At 64.4% G+C, this 17,196-nt stretch carries 14 protein-coding genes; 10 read left to right on the top strand and 4 right to left on the bottom strand.

The window, feature by feature from the left end:
- The first annotated feature begins 600 nt into the window (after positions 1-600).
- From MY55_RS19340 to MY55_RS19300, 10 genes are all read left to right on the top strand, one after another.
- A complete protein-coding gene (locus MY55_RS19340; protein WP_201775781.1) occupies positions 601-1,137 on the top strand; it encodes a MarR family winged helix-turn-helix transcriptional regulator in 537 nt (178 codons plus the stop codon).
- 486 nt (positions 1,138-1,623) lie between these two features.
- Complete coding sequence (locus MY55_RS23880; RefSeq protein ID WP_155419339.1) at positions 1,624-1,815, top strand: hypothetical protein; 192 nt, start codon at positions 1,624-1,626, stop codon at positions 1,813-1,815.
- 385 nt (positions 1,816-2,200) lie between these two features.
- Positions 2,201-2,785, top strand: a complete 585-nt coding sequence (locus MY55_RS19335) for a hypothetical protein (protein WP_053006754.1) — start codon at positions 2,201-2,203, stop codon at positions 2,783-2,785.
- A 78-nt stretch (positions 2,786-2,863) separates the two neighbouring features.
- Positions 2,864-3,652: an AfsA-related hotdog domain-containing protein gene (locus MY55_RS19330; RefSeq protein WP_043579697.1), complete on the top strand. Its 789-nt coding sequence runs from the start codon at positions 2,864-2,866 to the stop codon at positions 3,650-3,652.
- A 54-nt stretch (positions 3,653-3,706) separates the two neighbouring features.
- Positions 3,707-4,390 (top strand): HAD family hydrolase, encoded by a 684-nt coding sequence (locus tag MY55_RS19325; RefSeq protein WP_047237395.1) that lies wholly within the window; start codon positions 3,707-3,709, stop codon positions 4,388-4,390.
- A gap of 10 nt (positions 4,391-4,400) precedes the next feature.
- Positions 4,401-4,919 carry a DUF2165 family protein gene (locus MY55_RS19320; RefSeq protein ID WP_043579699.1) on the top strand — a complete coding sequence of 173 codons (519 nt, stop codon included), beginning with the start codon at positions 4,401-4,403 and terminating at the stop codon, positions 4,917-4,919.
- Between the two features lie 16 nt (positions 4,920-4,935).
- Positions 4,936-5,409 (top strand): MarR family winged helix-turn-helix transcriptional regulator, encoded by a 474-nt coding sequence (locus tag MY55_RS19315; protein ID WP_043579702.1) that lies wholly within the window; start codon positions 4,936-4,938, stop codon positions 5,407-5,409.
- A 62-nt stretch (positions 5,410-5,471) separates the two neighbouring features.
- Complete coding sequence (locus MY55_RS19310; RefSeq protein WP_065202893.1) at positions 5,472-6,917, top strand: efflux transporter outer membrane subunit; 1,446 nt, start codon at positions 5,472-5,474, stop codon at positions 6,915-6,917.
- A 31-nt stretch (positions 6,918-6,948) separates the two neighbouring features.
- The gene (locus MY55_RS19305; RefSeq protein WP_047237397.1) at positions 6,949-8,130 is read left to right on the top strand and encodes an HlyD/EmrA/EmrK family protein; all 1,182 of its coding nucleotides are present in this window, start codon (positions 6,949-6,951) and stop codon (positions 8,128-8,130) included.
- A gap of 10 nt (positions 8,131-8,140) precedes the next feature.
- Positions 8,141-9,688 (top strand): DHA2 family efflux MFS transporter permease subunit, encoded by a 1,548-nt coding sequence (locus MY55_RS19300; protein ID WP_043579706.1) that lies wholly within the window; start codon positions 8,141-8,143, stop codon positions 9,686-9,688.
- A gap of 66 nt (positions 9,689-9,754) precedes the next feature.
- On the opposite strand, the gene gabD is transcribed toward MY55_RS19300, so the two are convergent.
- The 4 genes from gabD to MY55_RS19280 all read right to left on the bottom strand — a co-directional run bounded on the left by gabD (position 9,755) and on the right by MY55_RS19280 (position 17,190).
- Positions 9,755-11,215 carry an NADP-dependent succinate-semialdehyde dehydrogenase gene (gene gabD / locus MY55_RS19295; protein WP_043579708.1) on the bottom strand — a complete coding sequence of 487 codons (1,461 nt, stop codon included), beginning with the start codon at positions 11,213-11,215 and terminating at the stop codon, positions 9,755-9,757.
- A 75-nt stretch (positions 11,216-11,290) separates the two neighbouring features.
- Positions 11,291-12,556, bottom strand: a complete 1,266-nt coding sequence (gabT, locus tag MY55_RS19290) for a 4-aminobutyrate--2-oxoglutarate transaminase (RefSeq protein ID WP_047237399.1) — start codon at positions 12,554-12,556, stop codon at positions 11,291-11,293.
- A gap of 214 nt (positions 12,557-12,770) precedes the next feature.
- Complete coding sequence (locus MY55_RS19285) at positions 12,771-14,105, bottom strand: TolC family outer membrane protein (protein WP_043579712.1); 1,335 nt, start codon at positions 14,103-14,105, stop codon at positions 12,771-12,773.
- A gap of 10 nt (positions 14,106-14,115) precedes the next feature.
- Positions 14,116-17,190: an efflux RND transporter permease subunit gene (locus MY55_RS19280; protein WP_065202892.1), complete on the bottom strand. Its 3,075-nt coding sequence runs from the start codon at positions 17,188-17,190 to the stop codon at positions 14,116-14,118.
- Between the last annotated feature and the right edge of the window lie 6 nt (positions 17,191-17,196).

Genomic DNA, 17,196 nt, shown 5'->3' with positions numbered 1-17,196 from the left:
TGCGTTTCTGCGTTTCTGCGTTTCTGCCCCGCCCGCCGGGCGGCGCCGTTTCGACCTTGCCGTCCTCTCCCCGTTCCCCCGCGGCGACCGTCCGTCGCCGCTGCCCATCCGCCAGTCCCCGCGAGGGGGCGCATCCCGCTGCCCGCCAGGCGCCTGGCGGGCTTTGACTGGGCAGTCGACGTGCCGCTTGCCCGATCGCGGGCCTTGTTTCAACGCTTCAGCTGGTGCGGCTAGGCGCCAGTCGTGTGCATGGTTTTGTGCTGCGTTGTGATATTTAATAGTGCGGGTTGTGCTATTTTTTGCAGATTTATGTGGAAATAATATAATTATTTAGTCATAAAGTTCAGGTTCTGCTCTACGGCCGGATATTTGGATTGTATGATTGGCTTCCATTGTCGGGCCTACGATTGCAAGCTTGTCGCATGCCGATGTATGCGCCAGGCTGACGAGAGGGGTTTGGCGATCCAGGTGAGCAAGCTGTCGTTCGTTCGGCGAAGGAGGGCGGCTTCAGCGGCAGGGAATGATAAACAAATACTCTATTTGACTATATATATTTAGCCTGCTAAATTTGAGGCGCCATATTAATTTGGTGTGTAAATCATGACTATGTTTGAGTTGAAAGACCTGCCCAGTTTCGAAACCTTGTCCAAGTTTGCCAAGGAATACCATAACCCGGACCTGGAGGGGGTGCAGACTTGGTTGCAGGTCGCCAAGGCGACCAGCGACATGATGCTGGCGTTTGAGGCTAATCTGGCTCGCCATGGCCTGTCGCAGACCAAATTCTTTGTTTTGCTGCTGCTAAAGCGCAATCCGTCCGGCTTGGGCCTGGGGAAGTTGGCGGAAGGCGTCAGCGTCTCCTCTCCTACGATGACAGGCATCATCGATCGCATGGAAAGATCGGATCTATGCCGGCGCGAACAAGACGCCAATGATAGGCGAGCCTGGATCGTGCGCTTGCTGCCGGAGGGAGAGACCTTGCTGGCGCAGGTGCTGCCTGATCACTATTTGTGGGTGGCGCGCTTGATGAGTGATTTCAACACGGCCGATCGTCTGCAACTATGCGAGTTGATGGCGCGCTTGACTCAAGCGTTGAGTCACGCCGAGTCTGCTCGGGAAGCCGCTGCGCTGTCGAATTGATGTTCATTGCGCCGCCGGGAGGCGTGCAAAGGGCATGGATGGGTCTGTATGCCTTGCTTGGCAAGCTGCGCTTCAGGGCTGGGTGGTCCAGCCGCCCGCTTCCTGCTGTTGAAATATCCTGGTCAAGAGTCGCCCGCGGCCTTTGACGCCGCCACTGCCGGCCGCCGCTATCCTGGCGTGATTCCCATCACCGCTTTGCCGTGACGGCAATGACGCGATCCCGACCAGACCGTATCTGGTCAATGCTAAGGCCTTGGCGCCTTGGTCGAATGTCGGCGCTTCATCTATGCCGTCGAGTGGTAAGCGAGGCGCCGCATGTGAACGTCCGCCTCGATTCACTCGTTTGCTTCGCGTCCCCAATCGCTTAGCCTCTTCACTTCGCGTGTCCATGATTCGCTGGTTGGCCATCGAGCGGATCCCTTCTTTGCGTTTCCGGTGTCTCCTTCCCGCTTTTGTCTTCCCTCATCGTCGGCATGCCGACGCGCCATGGACGTTGCGTTGCGCCAATCCTGCCGCTTGCGGCGCTATGAGGGGTTGCGCGTCCGCGGGGTAAAAGGGAAGGGACATGTTGCAGAGGTTGCGATCGGAAACATTCTGCTCAAGCCATTTTTGAATGTTGTGTTAAAAATGGCAATGTCATTTAATCTTTTTAACTATTTGAATTTTAATGATTTTTAAAATTTGTTTTGGGTAGTATGATGCAAATTGGTAACAGCTTGAGATGCAAAGTTCTGTCTATGAATTATTTAGCTTGCTAAATGATAGCTGAGAAAATATCCTATGATCATGAGCTGAGACACAAGGTGGGCTCAGCGTTTGGCAGTGCTCGGATCGTGAGTCAGCATTATCTGCGTAGACTGATCAAGCAGGCGTTTGCTGCCGCATGAACAGTCATACATCGGCCAGGCCGCAGTGCGGCCTTTATTTAGGGATTATATTTAGCATGCTAAATTGTTATTAGCTAAATACTGTTGAGGCAGCCGACCAGCGGCAGGGCGACGCGCTGGCATTGGCCTGGATGGAATCGAGTTTTCAATTTTCTTATCACCCCTGGAGAAACACGATGCAAGCACTTCTGCAACATGTCCTGCCCGCTTCGGTTGGCGAGTGGCTGACGCCGCCGGCAGGTTTTGACAGCTTGGCCAAGGTTCAGCAAGTCCGCGTGGATGGCCGCTCCGCCTGGCACCTGCGCTATGAGCGCGAAGATGGATTGAACACGGGTCTGGGCGGCGAGCATTTCAGCTTGCTTATCGCGGAAGAGGGCGGCTTGCTGGGGGCCACGCATTTTGCGCAAGACCTGATTTCCGCGGCGCTGCCCGACGAGCGCGAGGCATATCGGCATGCAGTGGCTTATCTGGACGAGCATGCGCCCGATCTGATCGATGGCTTGTCGCTGCAGTGGATCAAGCCGCATGGCGAGATGTTCCTGGTCGATGACGGCCACGGCGGCAAGAGCGCCCGGACGCTGACCGGCATGAAGGTGAAATGCCGCAATAGCAAGGATGGCCGCTATTTCTGGGTGATAGTCGGCGCGCAAGGCCAGGTGCTGACTTTCGAACGGGATGTGGTGTGGGATTTCCTCAGGGCGCAGCGCCAGACCGAAAAATGGCTGCATGACAGCTGGGTCGTCGAGCGTTTGACCGCCTGAGCCAGTAGACAATGTGAACCGTTTTCATTCCAAAAAAAATCAACTGTAAGAATTTGAAATAAAAGAGGAAAAATCAATATGACCATTCAACTGATCGTAGCCGACGAATTCGCCACTTTCGCGCAACTGGAAGGCGTGCAAACGCTGGGAACCTTGCTGGCGCAGCTGCGCAGCAACCAGCTGGAGGAGCTGAGGGGCAGCCGCCTGGTGGCCGGCCAGGGACTGAACCAGGCGCAGCGCGACCAAGTGTACGCGCTGGGCAGCAGCCTCGGCCTGCTTGAGGAATTGTCGCACTGGCGGCTGTGGAGCTGCGAAGCGCCGGCCGGCCGCGCGCTCTCCCACAAGCACAAGGCGGAGAACATCCTGATTTCGACGCCGCGCCGGGTCGATGCCCATCACTTCGAGGCCGACCTGCTGCTCGACGCGCATGGCGAACTGCTGCTGGACCATCTGACCGGGTTCCATGTGCAGGGCATGGTCTTGACCGAGGCTTGCCGCCAGATGTTCATCGCCACCACCGAAGCGCATTGCCTGGATGAGAATGCGCCGTCCAAACGTTATTTCGTGATCAACGAAATGAATATGAGCTTCCTCGAGTTCGCCTTCCCGCTGCCGGCCAGCATCCGCTACACGGTGCTGACCAGCGAGCAGCCGCGCCCCGGCCGCTACAACTTCAGCGCGAACATGGAGGTGTGGCAGAACGGCAAGCCGGCGGCCAGCATGGCGGTCAAGTTCGCGGTCTTTGACGATGCCTATCTGGCGCCCCGCGAGAGGCAGCTGGCTGAGAAAGCGCTGAACGCGGTTCTGGAAGAGGCGCGCCAGGCGTTGAGCCTGGCCCCGGCCGAAGCCAAGGCGCTGGCTGCCTGACCGCCCATCCCGCAACCGACCCGGGGCCGGTTTGGCTGGCCCGTGGAGCCTGATATGGATACTGCCCGCTTCGCGTTTTTCGATGTCGACGAAACGCTGATCGATATGAAAAGCATGTTCAGCTTTCGCCGCTACTACTTTCTGCGCCGCTTCGGCCCCGTGCTGGGCCGCCTGCAGGAATGGCGCGCCCGCCGCCGGCTGCAGGACCTGCTGGATTGCGGCTGCGACCGCAGCGAGGTGAATCGCGCCTTCTTCCGCGAGTTTGCCGGCCATGCGCCCGAGCAACTGGCCGCCGCCGCCAAGGCGTGGTTCGCCGAAGTGTCGAGCCGGGATGGCTTTTACATCCGCCCGGCGCTGAACGCCCTGCAAAGACATATCGACCATGGCGTCGAGCCGGTCTTCGTTTCCGGCTCGTCGGTGGACATCCTGCAGCCGCTGGCGGAGGCGCTGGGAGTGCGCCATGTGCTGGCCAACCGCCTGGAGGTCAGAAACGGGCGCTACTCCGGCGAACTGCTGTCGCCGCAGACCATAGGCGCCGGCAAGCAGGCCGCGGTACTGGCCTTCCTGGCGCGTTGCGGCTCCGATGCCGCCGTCTGCTACGGCTACGGCGACCACATTTCCGACTTGCCATTGCTGGAAACCGTCGGCCACCCATCGGTGGTGGCCCGCGATCCGGAACTGGTGCGCGCGGCCAATCAACGCGGTTGGCCGGTGCTCAAGCCTTCCGTTTCTTTCTAAGGAAACCGTCATGTCTATTCGCATTGCCGCAATCAGCCGCCTGCTGCTGCTGGCCGGCCTCGCCGCCTGGCTCAGCATCGCGGTGTTCAACAACATCACCGATCCGGGCACCAACCAGGTACTGCTGGGCCACATGCTGTCGATGGATTTGCTGTCGATGGATCATCAACTGGGGCAGGGCCTGGTCTGGCATGCCTGGCCGGCCAAATGGGTGCCCAGCCTGCTGCACGCGGTGATCGGCTTCCAGCTGTGCGTGGCCGCCGGATTGTGGGCGGCGGCGCTGGCCTTTGCCCGCGCGGTGGTCAGCAATGAGCTGCGCCGATTCCGCCAGGCCAGGGTGGTGGCCATCGCCGCGTTGTCCTGCTTCCTGTTGCTGTGGCTGTGGTTCGCCTGCGGCGGCCTGTGGTTCGGCTACTGGATCAAGCAAGGCGCGGTGCAGGTGGTGCACATGACGCTGATCCTGATCACGCTGTCGTCTCTGCTGTATGTCCAAAGCGGTTTGCCGTCCGAAGCCGGCAAAACGCTCTGATTGGAAAGGAAAGTCCATGGAACACGCAGCGACCTCGCCGCTCTTCACCCCTTACAGCGCGGAAACCTACCGCATCGACACCAGCCTGGGCCAGCAGATCGCCAGTCTGCACCACCAGCTGCTGCGGCAGATCGACCAGCGCATGGAGCCGCTCGAACTCACCGCCGCGCAATGGAAGGTGTTGATGAGGGTGCTGAGCGGCGAGGTTCGCAGCGCCTCGGATCTGTGCCGGCAGCTGGAATGCGATACCGGGTCGATGACCCGGATGCTGGATCGCCTGGAGGAGAAGGGCTTCATCCACCGTCTGCGCAGCAAGGATGACCGGCGCGTGGTGCTGGTCAAGCCCACCAGCATCTGCCGGCAGCTGCGGCCGGAGCTGGTGGACGCGGCGGTGGAGGTGCTCAACCGGGCGCTGGTCAACTTCCACCCCGACGATTTCGCGGCGCTGAGACGTTTGTTGGCGCAGCTGAGCGCGAATCTCAACCCCTGAATTTTTTTTAACTGAATCCCTGCCATGGCAGTAAAAGCCATGGCAAGGATCAGGAGGCGAACATGAACAAGAAACTGTGGTTGACCACGCTGTGCGCCAGCCTGCTGCTGGCAGGCTGCGCCAGCGATCATGGCCTGGCGCCGCAAGCGCGGCCGCTGGCCGCGGAAACGCTCAAGCTGGGCGCGGCGTCGGCGGCGGCGGCGGTCGCTGAGCAAGCGGCCTGGCCAGAGGCCGCCTGGTGGGGACGCTTCCAGGATGCGCAATTGTCCGATCTGATCCAGCGCGCGCTGAGCGCCTCTCCCACGATGATTCAGGCGCAAGCCAGGCTGGAGCGAGCCGGGGCCTTCCTGGCCGGACAAAGCGCAGCCGAAGGGCCGCAGCTGGATCTGAACGGCGTGGCGTCGCGCCATCGTTTCAGCGCGCATGGCGCCTTCCCGGCGCCGCTGGCCGGCAGCAGCTACAACTCGGTCGAGCTGGGGCTGGATTTCCACTATGAGTTCGATTTCTGGGGCCGCAACCGCGAACGCACCCTGTCCGAGCTGAACCGCCGCGACGCGGCCCGGCTGGAGGCGCAGGCCGTGGGCTTGGCGCTGGCCAGCTCGGTCAGCCAGAGCTATGTCGAACTGGCCCGGCTGGAGCAGCAAAAAGCGCTGGCGGAACAGCGCGTGCAGCTGCGGGAGCGCGAAGTGGCGCTGCGCGAGTCGCGGCTCAAGGCTGGCCTGGATTCGGACGTGGAGCTGAAACAGTCCGGCGCGTCGGTGTCGATGGCCCGGGCGGACGTGGAGGCGCTGGGCAACCAGGCGGTGCTGCTGCGGCACCGGCTGGCGGTGCTGGCGGGAATGGATCCGGCCGCTGGCGAGGCTCTGGCCCGGCCGACGCTGAAGATGGGCGGCGAGCTGCGCCTGCCCGCCCGGCTGGAAAGCGATTTGCTGGCCCGGCGGCCGGAGGTGGCGGCGCAAAAGCTGCGTCTCGAGGCCGCCAGCCACGATATCCAGGCGGCCAAGGCCGATTTCTACCCGAACATCGACCTGATGGCGGGCGTGGGCGGCGACGCGCTGAACGCGTCCGATCTGTTCAAGGGCGGCAGCCAGATCTTCAATCTGGGGCCGGCGATCCATCTGCCCCTGTTCGACGCCGGCAGGCTGCGGGCGGGCCTGGCGCTGCGCAACGCCGACTACGACGCCGAAGTGGCTTTGTACAACCAACTGGTGCTGGATGCGCTGCGCGATGTCGCCGATCAGGTCGGCAACTGGCGCTCGCTGGCCAATCGCCAGGGCCAGCACGAGGCGGCGTTGCGCCAGCTCGAATCCGCCGACCAGGCGGCGCAGAGCCGTTATCGCAAGGGCCTGTCCAGCTATCTGGCGGTGATCGGCGCCGAAGACCGGCTGCTGGCGCAGAAGGCCGCGGACATCGATCTGCAGGCTCTGCGGCTGCAAACCGCGATCCGTCTCAATCATGCGCTGGGGGGCGGTCTGGATCTGTCCCTCGCCGAATCCAAGCAAGCCTGAACCTCATTCACATCGCGCAAAGGAAAACAACATGACCACTCAAACCGCCACCCTGCCGGCCTCCAACCAACCCGCCGCCAATCTGCAGGCCCGCCGCAAGAGCCTGGTGCTGATGCTGGCCGCCGGCCTCGCCGTGTCGGCGGTGGCTTACGGCAGCTACTGGTTCGCTTCCGCCCGCTATCTGGAAAGCACCGACGACGCCTATGTGGCCGGCAACGTGGTGCAACTGACTCCGCAAACCGCCGGCACCGTGGTGGCGATCCGCGCCGACGATACCAATTTCGTCAAGGCCGGCAGCGTGATGGTGCAGTTGGACCAGTCCGACGCCAAGCTGGCGGTGGACCAAGCCAAGTCGCAGCTGGCGCAGGTGGTGCGCCAGACCCAGACCCTGTACACGACCCAAGCGTCCCGCGCCGCCGATGTGGCCGGCAAGACCGCCGAACTGGCCCGGGCCAAGGCCGACCTGGCCAGCCGGCAGGAGCTGACGGGCAGCGGCGCGGTATCGGCCGAGGAAATCCGCCACGCCCAGGGCACGGTGCAGACCGCCGAGGCGGCGTTGAATTCGACGCAAGAGCAACTGGCCAGCAGCCGCGCGCTGTCCGGCGCCGGCGGCATCCAGCAGCATCCGGCGGTGGTGCAGGCGGTGGCCAAATTGAAGGAGGCTGAGCTGGCGCTGGCGCGCACCGCCATCGTCGCCCCGGTGAGCGGCTATGTGGCGCGCCGCAGCGCCCAGGTGGGGCAGCGCGTCAGCGTCGGCGCGCCGCTGATGGCGGTGGTGCCGCTGGATCAACTGTGGGTGGACGCCAACTTCAAGGAAAGCCAGCTGCGCCATATGCGCATCGGCCAGCCGGTGACCCTGAGCGCCGATCTGTTCGGCAAGGACGTGGTGTACCACGGCAAAGTGGTGGGGATGGGAGCGGGCACCGGCAGCGCCTTCTCGCTGTTGCCGGCCCAGAACGCCACCGGCAACTGGATCAAGGTGGTGCAGCGGCTGCCGGTGCGGGTGGCGTTGGATCCGGCCGAGGTGAAGGCGCATCCGCTGCGCGTGGGCTTGTCGATGCAGGCCGAGGTGGAGGTCAAGGACCAGAGCGGCGCGCAGCTGTCCAGCGCAGCGCCGGCGCGCGCGGTGGCGGAAACCCGCGTGTACCAGGAGCAGGCCGCCGCCGCCGACGACATGGCCAAGCACATCATCGCCGCCAACCTGAGCCGTTAAGGAGAAAAGCATGAGTGCAGCTGCCCAAACGACGCCGCTGACCGGCATGAGGCTGGTGCTGGCCTCCATCGCGCTGGCGATGGCGACATTCATGAACGTGCTGGACATCACGATCGCCAACGTATCCATTCCCTCCATCGCCGGCGATATCGGCGTCAGCGCCAGCCAGGGAACGTGGGTGATCACCTCGTTTGCGGTGGCGAACGCCATCGCGGTGCCGCTGACCGGCTGGCTGACCCAGCGCTACGGCCAGGTGCGGCTGTTCGTGGCCTCGGTGGTGCTGTTCGTCATCGCGTCGCTGCTGTGCGGGATGGCCAGCAGCCTGGAGTCGTTGATCCTGTTCCGCATCATGCAAGGCGCGGTGGCGGGGCCGATGATTCCGCTGTCCCAGGCCCTGCTGCTGCAGGCTTACCCCAAGGAAAAATCCGGCATGGCGCTGGCGATGTGGGCGATGACCACCATGATCGCGCCGGTGCTGGGGCCTATTCTGGGCGGCTGGATTTCGGACAATATCTCCTGGCCGTGGATTTTCTATATCAACGTGCCTACCGGCCTGTTCGCCGCCTGGCTCACCTGGGTGCTGCTGCGCGATTACGAGTCGCCGCGGGTGAAGAAGCCGATAGACCGCATGGGCCTGGGCCTGTTGATCATCTGGGTCGGCTGCCTGCAGGTGATGCTGGACAAGGGCAAGGAGCTGGACTGGTTCGGTTCCGGCGAGATCGTGGCGCTCGCGCTGGCGGCCCTGGTCGCATTCATCTTGTTCGTGATCTGGGAAATCACCGAAGAGCATCCCATCGTCGACCTGACCTTGTTCAAGAGCCGCAATTTCGCCATCGGTTCGCTGGCGCTGTCGCTGGGCTACGGCATCTTCTTCGCCAACCTGGTGCTGCTGCCGCTGTGGCTGCAGCAGTTCGCCGGCTACACCGCCACCTGGGCCGGCATTGTCAGCGCGCCGGTGGGCATTCTGGCGCTGCTGCTGTCGCCGACGATAGGCAAGAACATCGGCCGCTTCGACGCCCGCGTGCTGGCCAGCTTCGCTTTCCTGGTGTTCGCCATCGTTTGCTACCTGCGCTCGCGCTTCAATATGCAGGCCGACGTGGCCACCATCATGCTGCCGCAGTTCATCCAGGGCGCGGCGATGGCCACCTTCTTCGTGCCTTTGACCGCGCTGACCCTGTCCGGCCTGCCGCCGCAACGCTTGGCCGCGGCTTCCGGTCTGGCCAATTTCGCCCGCATCACCGCGGGGGCGTTCGGCGCGTCGGCGGCCAGCACCTTGTGGGACAGCCGCGCCAGCCTGCATCACGTGCAGTTGGGCGAATCGGTGTCGTCGTTCTCGGCGGCCACCCGCATCAGCTTGAATCAGCTGTCGGACATGGGGTATGGCCTGAGCCAGTCCTACCAGCTGCTGGAGCGTCAGATCAGCACCCAGGCCTATATGCTGGCGGCCAATGACATATTCTGGGGATCGGCGGTGATGTTCCTGGGTCTGATCGGCGTGGTGTGGCTGGCCAAGCCGGGCGCGCCGCAGGGCAAGGTGGACACCAGCGGCGCGCATTGAGCGCCAACCGCGAAACGACAAGAGCCGCCCGGCATGCCGGGCGGCTCTTGTCATGGGGCGTGCCGCTCAGCGGTCCAGTCCGCCCAGCAGCACGTATTTGATTTCCAGATAGTCTTCGATGCCGTACTTGGAGCCTTCGCGGCCGAGGCCGGATTGTTTGACGCCGCCGAACGGCGCGGCCTCGTTGGACAAGAGGCCGCTGTTGACCGCCACCATGCCGTACTCCAGGCCTTCGGCGACGCGGAAGATGCGGCCGACGTCGCGGGCGTAGAAATAGCTGGCCAGGCCGAACTCGGTGTCGTTGGCCAGGCGGATCGCTTCTTCCTCGGTCTGGAAGCGGAACAGCGGCGCCAGCGGGCCGAAGGTTTCCTCGCGCGCCACCTTCATATTGCTGGTGACGTCGGCGATCAGCGTCGGCTCGAAGAAGGTGTGGCCCAGCGCGTGGCGCTTGCCGCCGGCGATCAGCTTGCCGCCCTTGGCCAGAGCGTCGGCGATGTGCTCTTCCACCTTGGCGACGGCGTTCTGGTCGATCAGCGGACCTTGGCTGACGCCGGCTTCCAGGCCGTTGCCGACTTTCAAGGTGGCGACGGCGGCGGCGAACTTTTCGGCGAAGGCGTCGTAGACGCCGTCCTGCACGTAGAGGCGGTTGGCGCAAACGCAGGTTTGGCCGGCGTTGCGGTATTTGGAGATCAGCGCGCCTTCCACCGCGGCGTCCAGGTCGGCGTCGTCGAATACGATGAACGGCGCGTTGCCGCCCAGCTCCATCGATACCTTCTTCACCGTGCCGGCGCACTGGGCGATCAGCTTGCGGCCGACTTCGGTGGAGCCGGTGAAGGAGAACTTCTTCACCGTATCGCTGCCGGTCAGCACCGCGCCGATTTCGCTGGAGCCGCCAGTGATGACGGAGAACACGCCGGGCGGAATGCCGGCGCGCTCGGCCAGCTCGGCCAGCGCCAGCGCCGACAGCGGGGTCTGGCTGGCCGGGCGGACCACCATGGTGCAGCCGGCGGCCAGCGCCGGCGCGGCCTTGCGGGTTATCATCGCGCTGGGGAAGTTCCACGGCGTGATGGCGGCGGTGACGCCGATCGGCTCCTTGGTCACCAGCACGCGGCGGTCGCCGGCCGGGCCGGGCACGATGTCGCCATAGACGCGCTTGGCTTCCTCGGCGTACCACTCGATGTAGCTGGCGCCGTAGGCGATCTCCCCCTTGGCCTCGGCCAGAGGTTTGCCTTGTTCGGAGGTCAGGATCACGGCCAGATCCTGCTGGTGCGCGATGATCAGGTCGAACCAGCGGCGCAGGATGGCGGCGCGCTCCTTGGCGCTCTTGGCCTTCCAGGCCGGGAAGGCGCGCGCGGCGGCGGCCACTGCGCGCTCGGCTTCGGCTGCGCCCATTTTCGGCACCTGTCCTATGGTTTCGCCGGTGGCAGGGTTTTGCACGGCGATGGCTTGGCGGTTGTCGGCATCCAGCCATTGGCCGTCCAGATAGCATTGCTGGCGCAGCAGCTTGGCGTCTTGCAGAGTGAGCATCGGGGTGTTCCTTGTGCAAACGAGCGGAAGCGCCATCAGGCGCGACCGCTCGCAGGGGAGAATAGTGTCAGTCGATCAGGCTTTCAGCGCCGCTTCCAGCTTGCCCAGCGCCTCGGCGAAGATCTCGTCTTCGATGGTCAGCGGGAACAGGAAGCGCACCACATTGGCGTAGACGCCGCAGGTCAGCAGGATCAGGCCGTTGGCCAGCGCGTGCTGTTGCACCTTCTTGGCGAAGTCAGGGTCGGGCGTGTGGCTGCCGGGCTGGTTGAATTCCACGGCGATCATCGCGCCCAGGCCGCGCACTTCGGCGATTTGCGGCACCGCGGTTTTCAGTCCGCTCAGTTTTTCCTTCAGCGCGTCGCCCAGGCGCTGGGCGCGCTCCACCAGCTTCTCGCTTTCGATCACATCCAATACCGCCAGCGCCGCGGCCACCGCCAGCGGGTTGCCGGCATAGGTGCCGCCCAGGCCGCCCGGCGCCGGCGCGTCCATCACTTCGGCGCGGCCGGTGAGCGCCGACAGCGTAAAGCCGCCGGCCAGCGATTTGGCCATGGTGATCAGGTCGGGCACCGCGTCGAAATGCTCGCTGGCCAGCAGCTTGCCGGTGCGGGCGAAGCCGGATTGCACTTCGTCGGCGATCAGCAGGATGCCGTGGCGGTCGCACAGCGCGCGCAGCGCTTTCACCCATTCCGCCGGGGCCGGGTAGAAGCCGCCTTCGCCCTGCACCGGTTCGTAGATGATGGCGGCGACACGGGCCGGATCGATATCGTACTTGAACAGCCGCTCCAGCCCGGTCAGCGATTCCGCTATCGACACGCCGTGCAGCGCGCTGGGATAGGGCGCGTGATAGATGTCGGAGGGGAAGGGGCCGAAGTTAAGCTTGTACGGCGCCACTTTGCCGGTGAGCGCCATGCCCAGCAGGCTGCGGCCGTGGAAGGCGCCGCCGAAGGCGATGATGCCCGGGCGGCCGGTGAAGGCGCGCGCCACCTTGACGGCGTTTTCCACCGCTTCGGCGCCGGTGGTGAACAGCGCGGTTTTCTTGGCGTGCTGGCCCGGGGTCAGCCCGTTCAGCTTCTCCGCCAGGCGGATGTACGATTCATAAGGCACCACCTGATAGCAGGTATGGCTGAAGCGGGACAGCTGCTCCGCCACCGCGGCTTCCACTTTCGGGTGCAGGTGGCCGGTGTTGAGCACGCCGATGCCGCCGGCGAAATCGATGTAGCGCCGGCCTTCGGTGTCCCACACTTCCGCGTTCTTCGCCCGTTCGGCGAAGAAACCGCACATCACGCCCACGCCGCGCGGGGTGGCGTCGGCTTTGCGTTGCATCAGTTGCTGCTGGCTCATGGAGGTCTCCTCGGGGCCGCGCGGCGATCGGCTGGCGATGCCTCGGCGTTGTCGGTATCGGGCCGGCGGCATGCCGGCGCGTTAGCGGATCATTCTATGAGCGTGTTTAGCAAAAAGCCACACATGCAATAAAAAGTTAAACACTTGTGGCGGGAGTGGCACAGCGGAAAGGCGCGCCGCATGGCGGGGCATGCGGCGGCGAGGGCAGCGGAGTTTAGCGGACGATGACCTGGTTGACCTCGTTCAGCACCTGCGGCGCCAGCTGGCCGGCGGATTGGGCCAGCGCCAGCTTGGCGGTGAGGTAGCTGTATTTGGCGTTGGCCAGGCTGGTGACCGCGGTGTAGTAGGCCTGCTCAGCCTGCAGCAGGTCGATGCTGGTGCGGATGCCCACTTCCTTGCCCAGCCGGGTGGAGTCCACCTTGCTTTTGGCCGACAGCAGCAGTTGCTGCTGGGCGCGCACCAGCGCCGCGCCGTTGGTCACGCCCAGGAATGCCTTGCGCACGTCCTCCCGCACTTGGCGGCGGGTGGATTCCAGCTGATCGCGAGCGGCTTCGCGCTGCGCCACCGCTTCGCGCACCTGGGAATTGATGCCGCCGCCGGCGAACAGCGGCACGCTGACGGTGACGCCGACATTGCTGCCGCGGGTATGCGGATAGTTGCCGTACTGGTTGCTGACATTGTCGGCGTAGCCGGCATTGAGGGTGACGGTGGGCAGGTGGTTGCCGCGTTTCTCGGTGACGGTCTGCTCGGCCAGCTGCAGGTTTTGCTCGGCGCTTCTGATGCGCAGGCTGTTGCGCAGCGCCAGGTCTTGCCAGGCGTCCAGGCCGGCGGGCTTGGGCGGGTCCAGCGGCAGCTGGTCGCGCACGGTCTGGATGGCGCCGGGCTCCAGGCCGGTCAGCCGCTGCAGATTGTGCTGCGCCAGCTCCAGGTTGTTGGCGTCGTTGATTTCCTGGGCGACGGCGCCGTCGTAGCCGGCCTGCGCCTCGTTGGTGTCGGTGATGGTGGCGGTGCCGACCTCGAACGCGGTTTTGGCCTGCTGCAGCAGGTTCAGATAAGTTTTCTTGCTGGCGCGGGTGGCGGCCAGCGTGTCCTGGGCGCGCAGCACGTCGAAATAGGCCTGGGCGATGTCCAGGATCAGCTGCTGTTCGGCGGCGTCGAAGGTGGTGTCGGCCAGGCGGGTGCCGATCTCGCCTTTTTTGTAGCCGGTGTATTTGCCGGCGTCGAACAAGGGCTGCTGCAGCCCCAGCGTGTAGCCGTGGGTTTCGTAGGGGGTGTTGCCCACCACGTTGCCGAAGGCGTCGGCGATGCGGTTGGGCTGCAGCGGGTTGTTGTACGCGTAGCTGCCGTTCAGGCTGACCTGCGGCAGCAGTTGCGAGCGGCCCTGCACCCGTTTTTCCTGGCCGGCTTCGCGTTGCGCGCGCGCGGCGGCGAAATCGGCGTTGTAGTCGCGGGCGGCCTGCCAGGCGCCGACCAGGTCGAAAGCCTGGCTGGGCGCGGCGAGGCCCAGCATCAGCAGGCTGCCCAATAAGGTGAGGCGGGTATTCTTCATCTGGTGCTCGTTATTCTTGCTGTGGAAGTGTTGGCTGCCGCTCGTCGCGCGACACGCGGAACCATTGGGCGTACAGGGCCGGCAGGAACAGCAGGGTCAGCACGGTGGCCACCAGCAGGCCCCCCATGATGGCCACCGCCATCGGACCCCAGAACGTGCTGCGGGTCAACGGAATCATTGCCAAAATGGCCGCCAATGCCGTCAGCATTATGGGCCTAAAACGCCGCACGGTGGAACCGATGATGGCCTCGAAGCGGTCTATGCCTTCGCGGATGTCATGCTCGATCTGGTCCACCAGGATCACCGAGTTGCGCATGATCATGCCGGACAGCGCGATCACGCCCAGCATGGCGACGAAGCCGAAAGGCGCGCGGAACAAGATCAGCGTCAAGGTGACGCCTATCATGCCGAGCGGCGCGGTCAGCACCACCATCAGCGTGCGTTGGAAGCTCTGCAGCTGCAGCATCAGGAGTGTCAGAACTACAACAATCATCAACGGCGCGACGGCGGCGATCGCCTGCTGCGACTTGCCGCTGGACTCCAGCGTGCCGCCGGCCTCGATGTGGTAGCCCAGCGGCAGCATCTTCTCCAGCGCGGCCATGCCCGGCGACAGCTGGGTGGAAACGTCGGCGCCCTGCACGCCGTCGACCACGTCGGCGCTGACGGTGATGGTGGGCAGGCGATTGCGGCGCCAGATGATGCCTTCCTCCGGTTCGTAGCGGATATGGCCGATCTGCGATACCGGCACGAAGCGGCCGCTGGCGGTCTGCACCATCAGGTTGCCCAGCGCGGCGACGTCTCTTTGCTCGCCGGGGTTCAGGCGCCCGACGATGGCGATGCTCTGGTTGCCTTCGCGGTAATCGCTGACGGCGCTGCCGGAGATCAGCATCTGCAGCTGCTGCGACAGCTGTTGCGACGACAGCCCCAGCGTGGCGGCCTTGTCCTGGTCGATGTCTATGCGCAGCGCCTTCACCTGCTCGCCCCAGTTCTGGTTGACGTGCAGCGTGGACGGGTGCTTGCGCACCAGCGCTTCCACCTGGTCGGCGATCTTGCGCACCTGGTCGTGGTCGGGGCCCATCACGCGGAACTGCACCGGGTAGCCGACCGGCGGGCCGTTTTCCAGCCGGGTGACGCGGCCGCGCACCAGCGGGAAGTCGTTGTCGAAAATCTTTTCCAGCCGCGCCTTCACCGCTTCGCGCACATGCTCGTCGCGGGTCATCACCATCAGCTGCGCGTAATTGGTGTGCTGCTGCTGCTGGTCCAGCGGCAGGTAGAAGCGCGGGCTGCCGCTGCCGACATAGCTGGTGACGCTGGCCACGCCGGGATCGGCGCGGGCCAGCTTTTCCATCTTTTCCACCTGCTCCAGCGTGGCGTGGTAGCTGGCGCCGCGCGGCAGCCACATGTCCACCATCAGCTCAGGCCGGTTGGACGAGGGGAAGAACTGCTGGGCGACGAACAGCTTGAACGCGAACAAGGACACGACGAAGGCGGCCAGGGTGGCGGCGATCACCGTCTTGCGGTGGTCCAGGCACCAGCCCAGCAGCGCGCGGAAGCGCAGGTAGAACGGTTTCTGGTAGACGTCGACCTCTTCGTGGCGGGCATGGCTGGACAGCAGCTTGTAGCCCAGATAGGGGGTGAACACCACCGCGACTATCCACGACAGCACCAGCGCGATGCCGACCACCGCGAACAGGCTGAACACGTACTCGCCGGCCATCGATTTGGCCAGGCCCACCGGCAGGAAGGTGGCGGCGGTGATCAGCGTGCCGGTCAGCATCGGGAAGGCCGTGCTGCTGTAGGCGTAGGTGGCGGCCTGGAACTTGTTCCAGCCTTGCTCCAGCTTCAGCGCCATCATTTCCACCGCGATGATGGCGTCGTCCACCAAGAGGCCCAGCGCGATGATCAGCGAGCCCAGCGAGATGCGCTGCAGATCGATGTTGAAGCAATACATGGCGAGGAAGGTCATCGCCAGCACCAGCGGAATGGACAGCGCCACCACCACGCCGGTGCGCAGGCCCAGGCTGAAGAAGCTGACCGCCAGCACGATCACCACCGCCTCCACCAGCGAGCGCATGAATTCGCCCACCGCGTCGTGCACCACCTTGGGCTGGTCCGACACCGCGTGGATTTCCACGCCCAGCGGCAGCTTGCCCTGGATGCCGGCGATGGCCTGGTCGAGGTTGGCGCCCAGCTTCAGCACGTCGCCGCCGCTCTTCATGCTGATGGCCAGCGCCAGCGCCGGCTGGCCGTTGAAGCGCACGCTGGTGGCGGGCGGGTCGATGTAGCCGCGCTTGACGCTGGCGATGTCGCCCAGCCGGAACGATTTGCCGCCGACGCTGACCGGCGTGGCGGCGACCGCTTCCACCGAGCCGTACTGGCCGCTGGGGCGCACCCAGATGCGGTCGGAGGCGGTTTCGAAGGTGCCGGCCGGCGTCATGCCATTTTGCTGCTGCAGCGCCTGCCAGACCACGCGGGTATCGAGGCCCAGGCTGGCCAGCTTGGCGCTGGACAGGTCGACGTAGATGCGTTGCTCCTGCTTGCCCAGCACCTGCACCTTGGCTACGTCGGGCACGCGCAGCAGTTCCTGCTTGGAGGCTTCCACGTAGCGGCGCAGCTCCTCATAGCTGAAGCCGTCGCCGCTGAAGGCGTAGATATTGCCGAAGGTGTCGCCGAACTCGTCGTTGAAGAACGGCCCTTGCGCGCCGGCGGGCAGGGTGTAGGCGATGTCGCCCAGCTTCTTGCGCACCTGGTACCACAGCTGCGGCACGTTCTTGGGCGGCACGTTCTCGCGCAGCGACACCACCAGCAGGCTTTCGCCCGGCTTGGTATAGCTTTGCACGTAGTCGATCTCGCCCATCTCCTGCAGCTTTTCCTCCAGCTTGTCGGTGACCTGCTGCTCCATCTGCAAGGTGGTGGCGCCCGGCCAGTTGGCTTGCACCAGCATCGCCTTGAAGGTGAATTCCGGGTCTTCCTTCTGGCCCAGCTGGGTGTAGGCCCAGGCGCCGGCCAGCATCAGCATCACCATCAGGTAGCGCACCAGCGCCTGGTGGTGCAGCGCCCATTCGGAGAGATTCAGTTTCTTCATCGCCGC

Source organism: Chromobacterium subtsugae (assembly GCF_001676875.1).
Lineage (GTDB): Bacteria > Pseudomonadota > Gammaproteobacteria > Burkholderiales > Chromobacteriaceae > Chromobacterium > Chromobacterium subtsugae.
Note: the sequence above shows the minus strand (reverse complement) of the source record. Positions and strands in the feature narration are given on the sequence as shown.

What these genes read in the sequence shown, in the direction of transcription:
- gabD (WP_043579708.1), bottom strand. Translation starts at nt 11,215, where the DNA reads ATGCTCACTCTGCAAGACGCCAAGCTGCTGCGCCAGCAATGCTATCTG.
- MY55_RS19340 (WP_201775781.1), top strand. Translation starts at nt 601, where the DNA reads ATGACTATGTTTGAGTTGAAAGACCTGCCCAGTTTCGAAACCTTGTCC.
- MY55_RS19325 (WP_047237395.1), top strand. Translation starts at nt 3,707, where the DNA reads ATGGATACTGCCCGCTTCGCGTTTTTCGATGTCGACGAAACGCTGATC.
- MY55_RS19300 (WP_043579706.1), top strand. Translation starts at nt 8,141, where the DNA reads ATGAGTGCAGCTGCCCAAACGACGCCGCTGACCGGCATGAGGCTGGTG.
- MY55_RS19330 (WP_043579697.1), top strand. Translation starts at nt 2,864, where the DNA reads ATGACCATTCAACTGATCGTAGCCGACGAATTCGCCACTTTCGCGCAA.
- MY55_RS19280 (WP_065202892.1), bottom strand. Translation starts at nt 17,190, where the DNA reads ATGAAGAAACTGAATCTCTCCGAATGGGCGCTGCACCACCAGGCGCTG.
- MY55_RS19315 (WP_043579702.1), top strand. Translation starts at nt 4,936, where the DNA reads ATGGAACACGCAGCGACCTCGCCGCTCTTCACCCCTTACAGCGCGGAA.
- gabT (WP_047237399.1), bottom strand. Translation starts at nt 12,556, where the DNA reads ATGAGCCAGCAGCAACTGATGCAACGCAAAGCCGACGCCACCCCGCGC.
- MY55_RS19335 (WP_053006754.1), top strand. Translation starts at nt 2,201, where the DNA reads ATGCAAGCACTTCTGCAACATGTCCTGCCCGCTTCGGTTGGCGAGTGG.
- MY55_RS19320 (WP_043579699.1), top strand. Translation starts at nt 4,401, where the DNA reads ATGTCTATTCGCATTGCCGCAATCAGCCGCCTGCTGCTGCTGGCCGGC.
- MY55_RS19305 (WP_047237397.1), top strand. Translation starts at nt 6,949, where the DNA reads ATGACCACTCAAACCGCCACCCTGCCGGCCTCCAACCAACCCGCCGCC.
- MY55_RS19310 (WP_065202893.1), top strand. Translation starts at nt 5,472, where the DNA reads ATGAACAAGAAACTGTGGTTGACCACGCTGTGCGCCAGCCTGCTGCTG.
- MY55_RS23880 (WP_155419339.1), top strand. Translation starts at nt 1,624, where the DNA reads ATGGACGTTGCGTTGCGCCAATCCTGCCGCTTGCGGCGCTATGAGGGG.
- MY55_RS19285 (WP_043579712.1), bottom strand. Translation starts at nt 14,105, where the DNA reads ATGAAGAATACCCGCCTCACCTTATTGGGCAGCCTGCTGATGCTGGGC.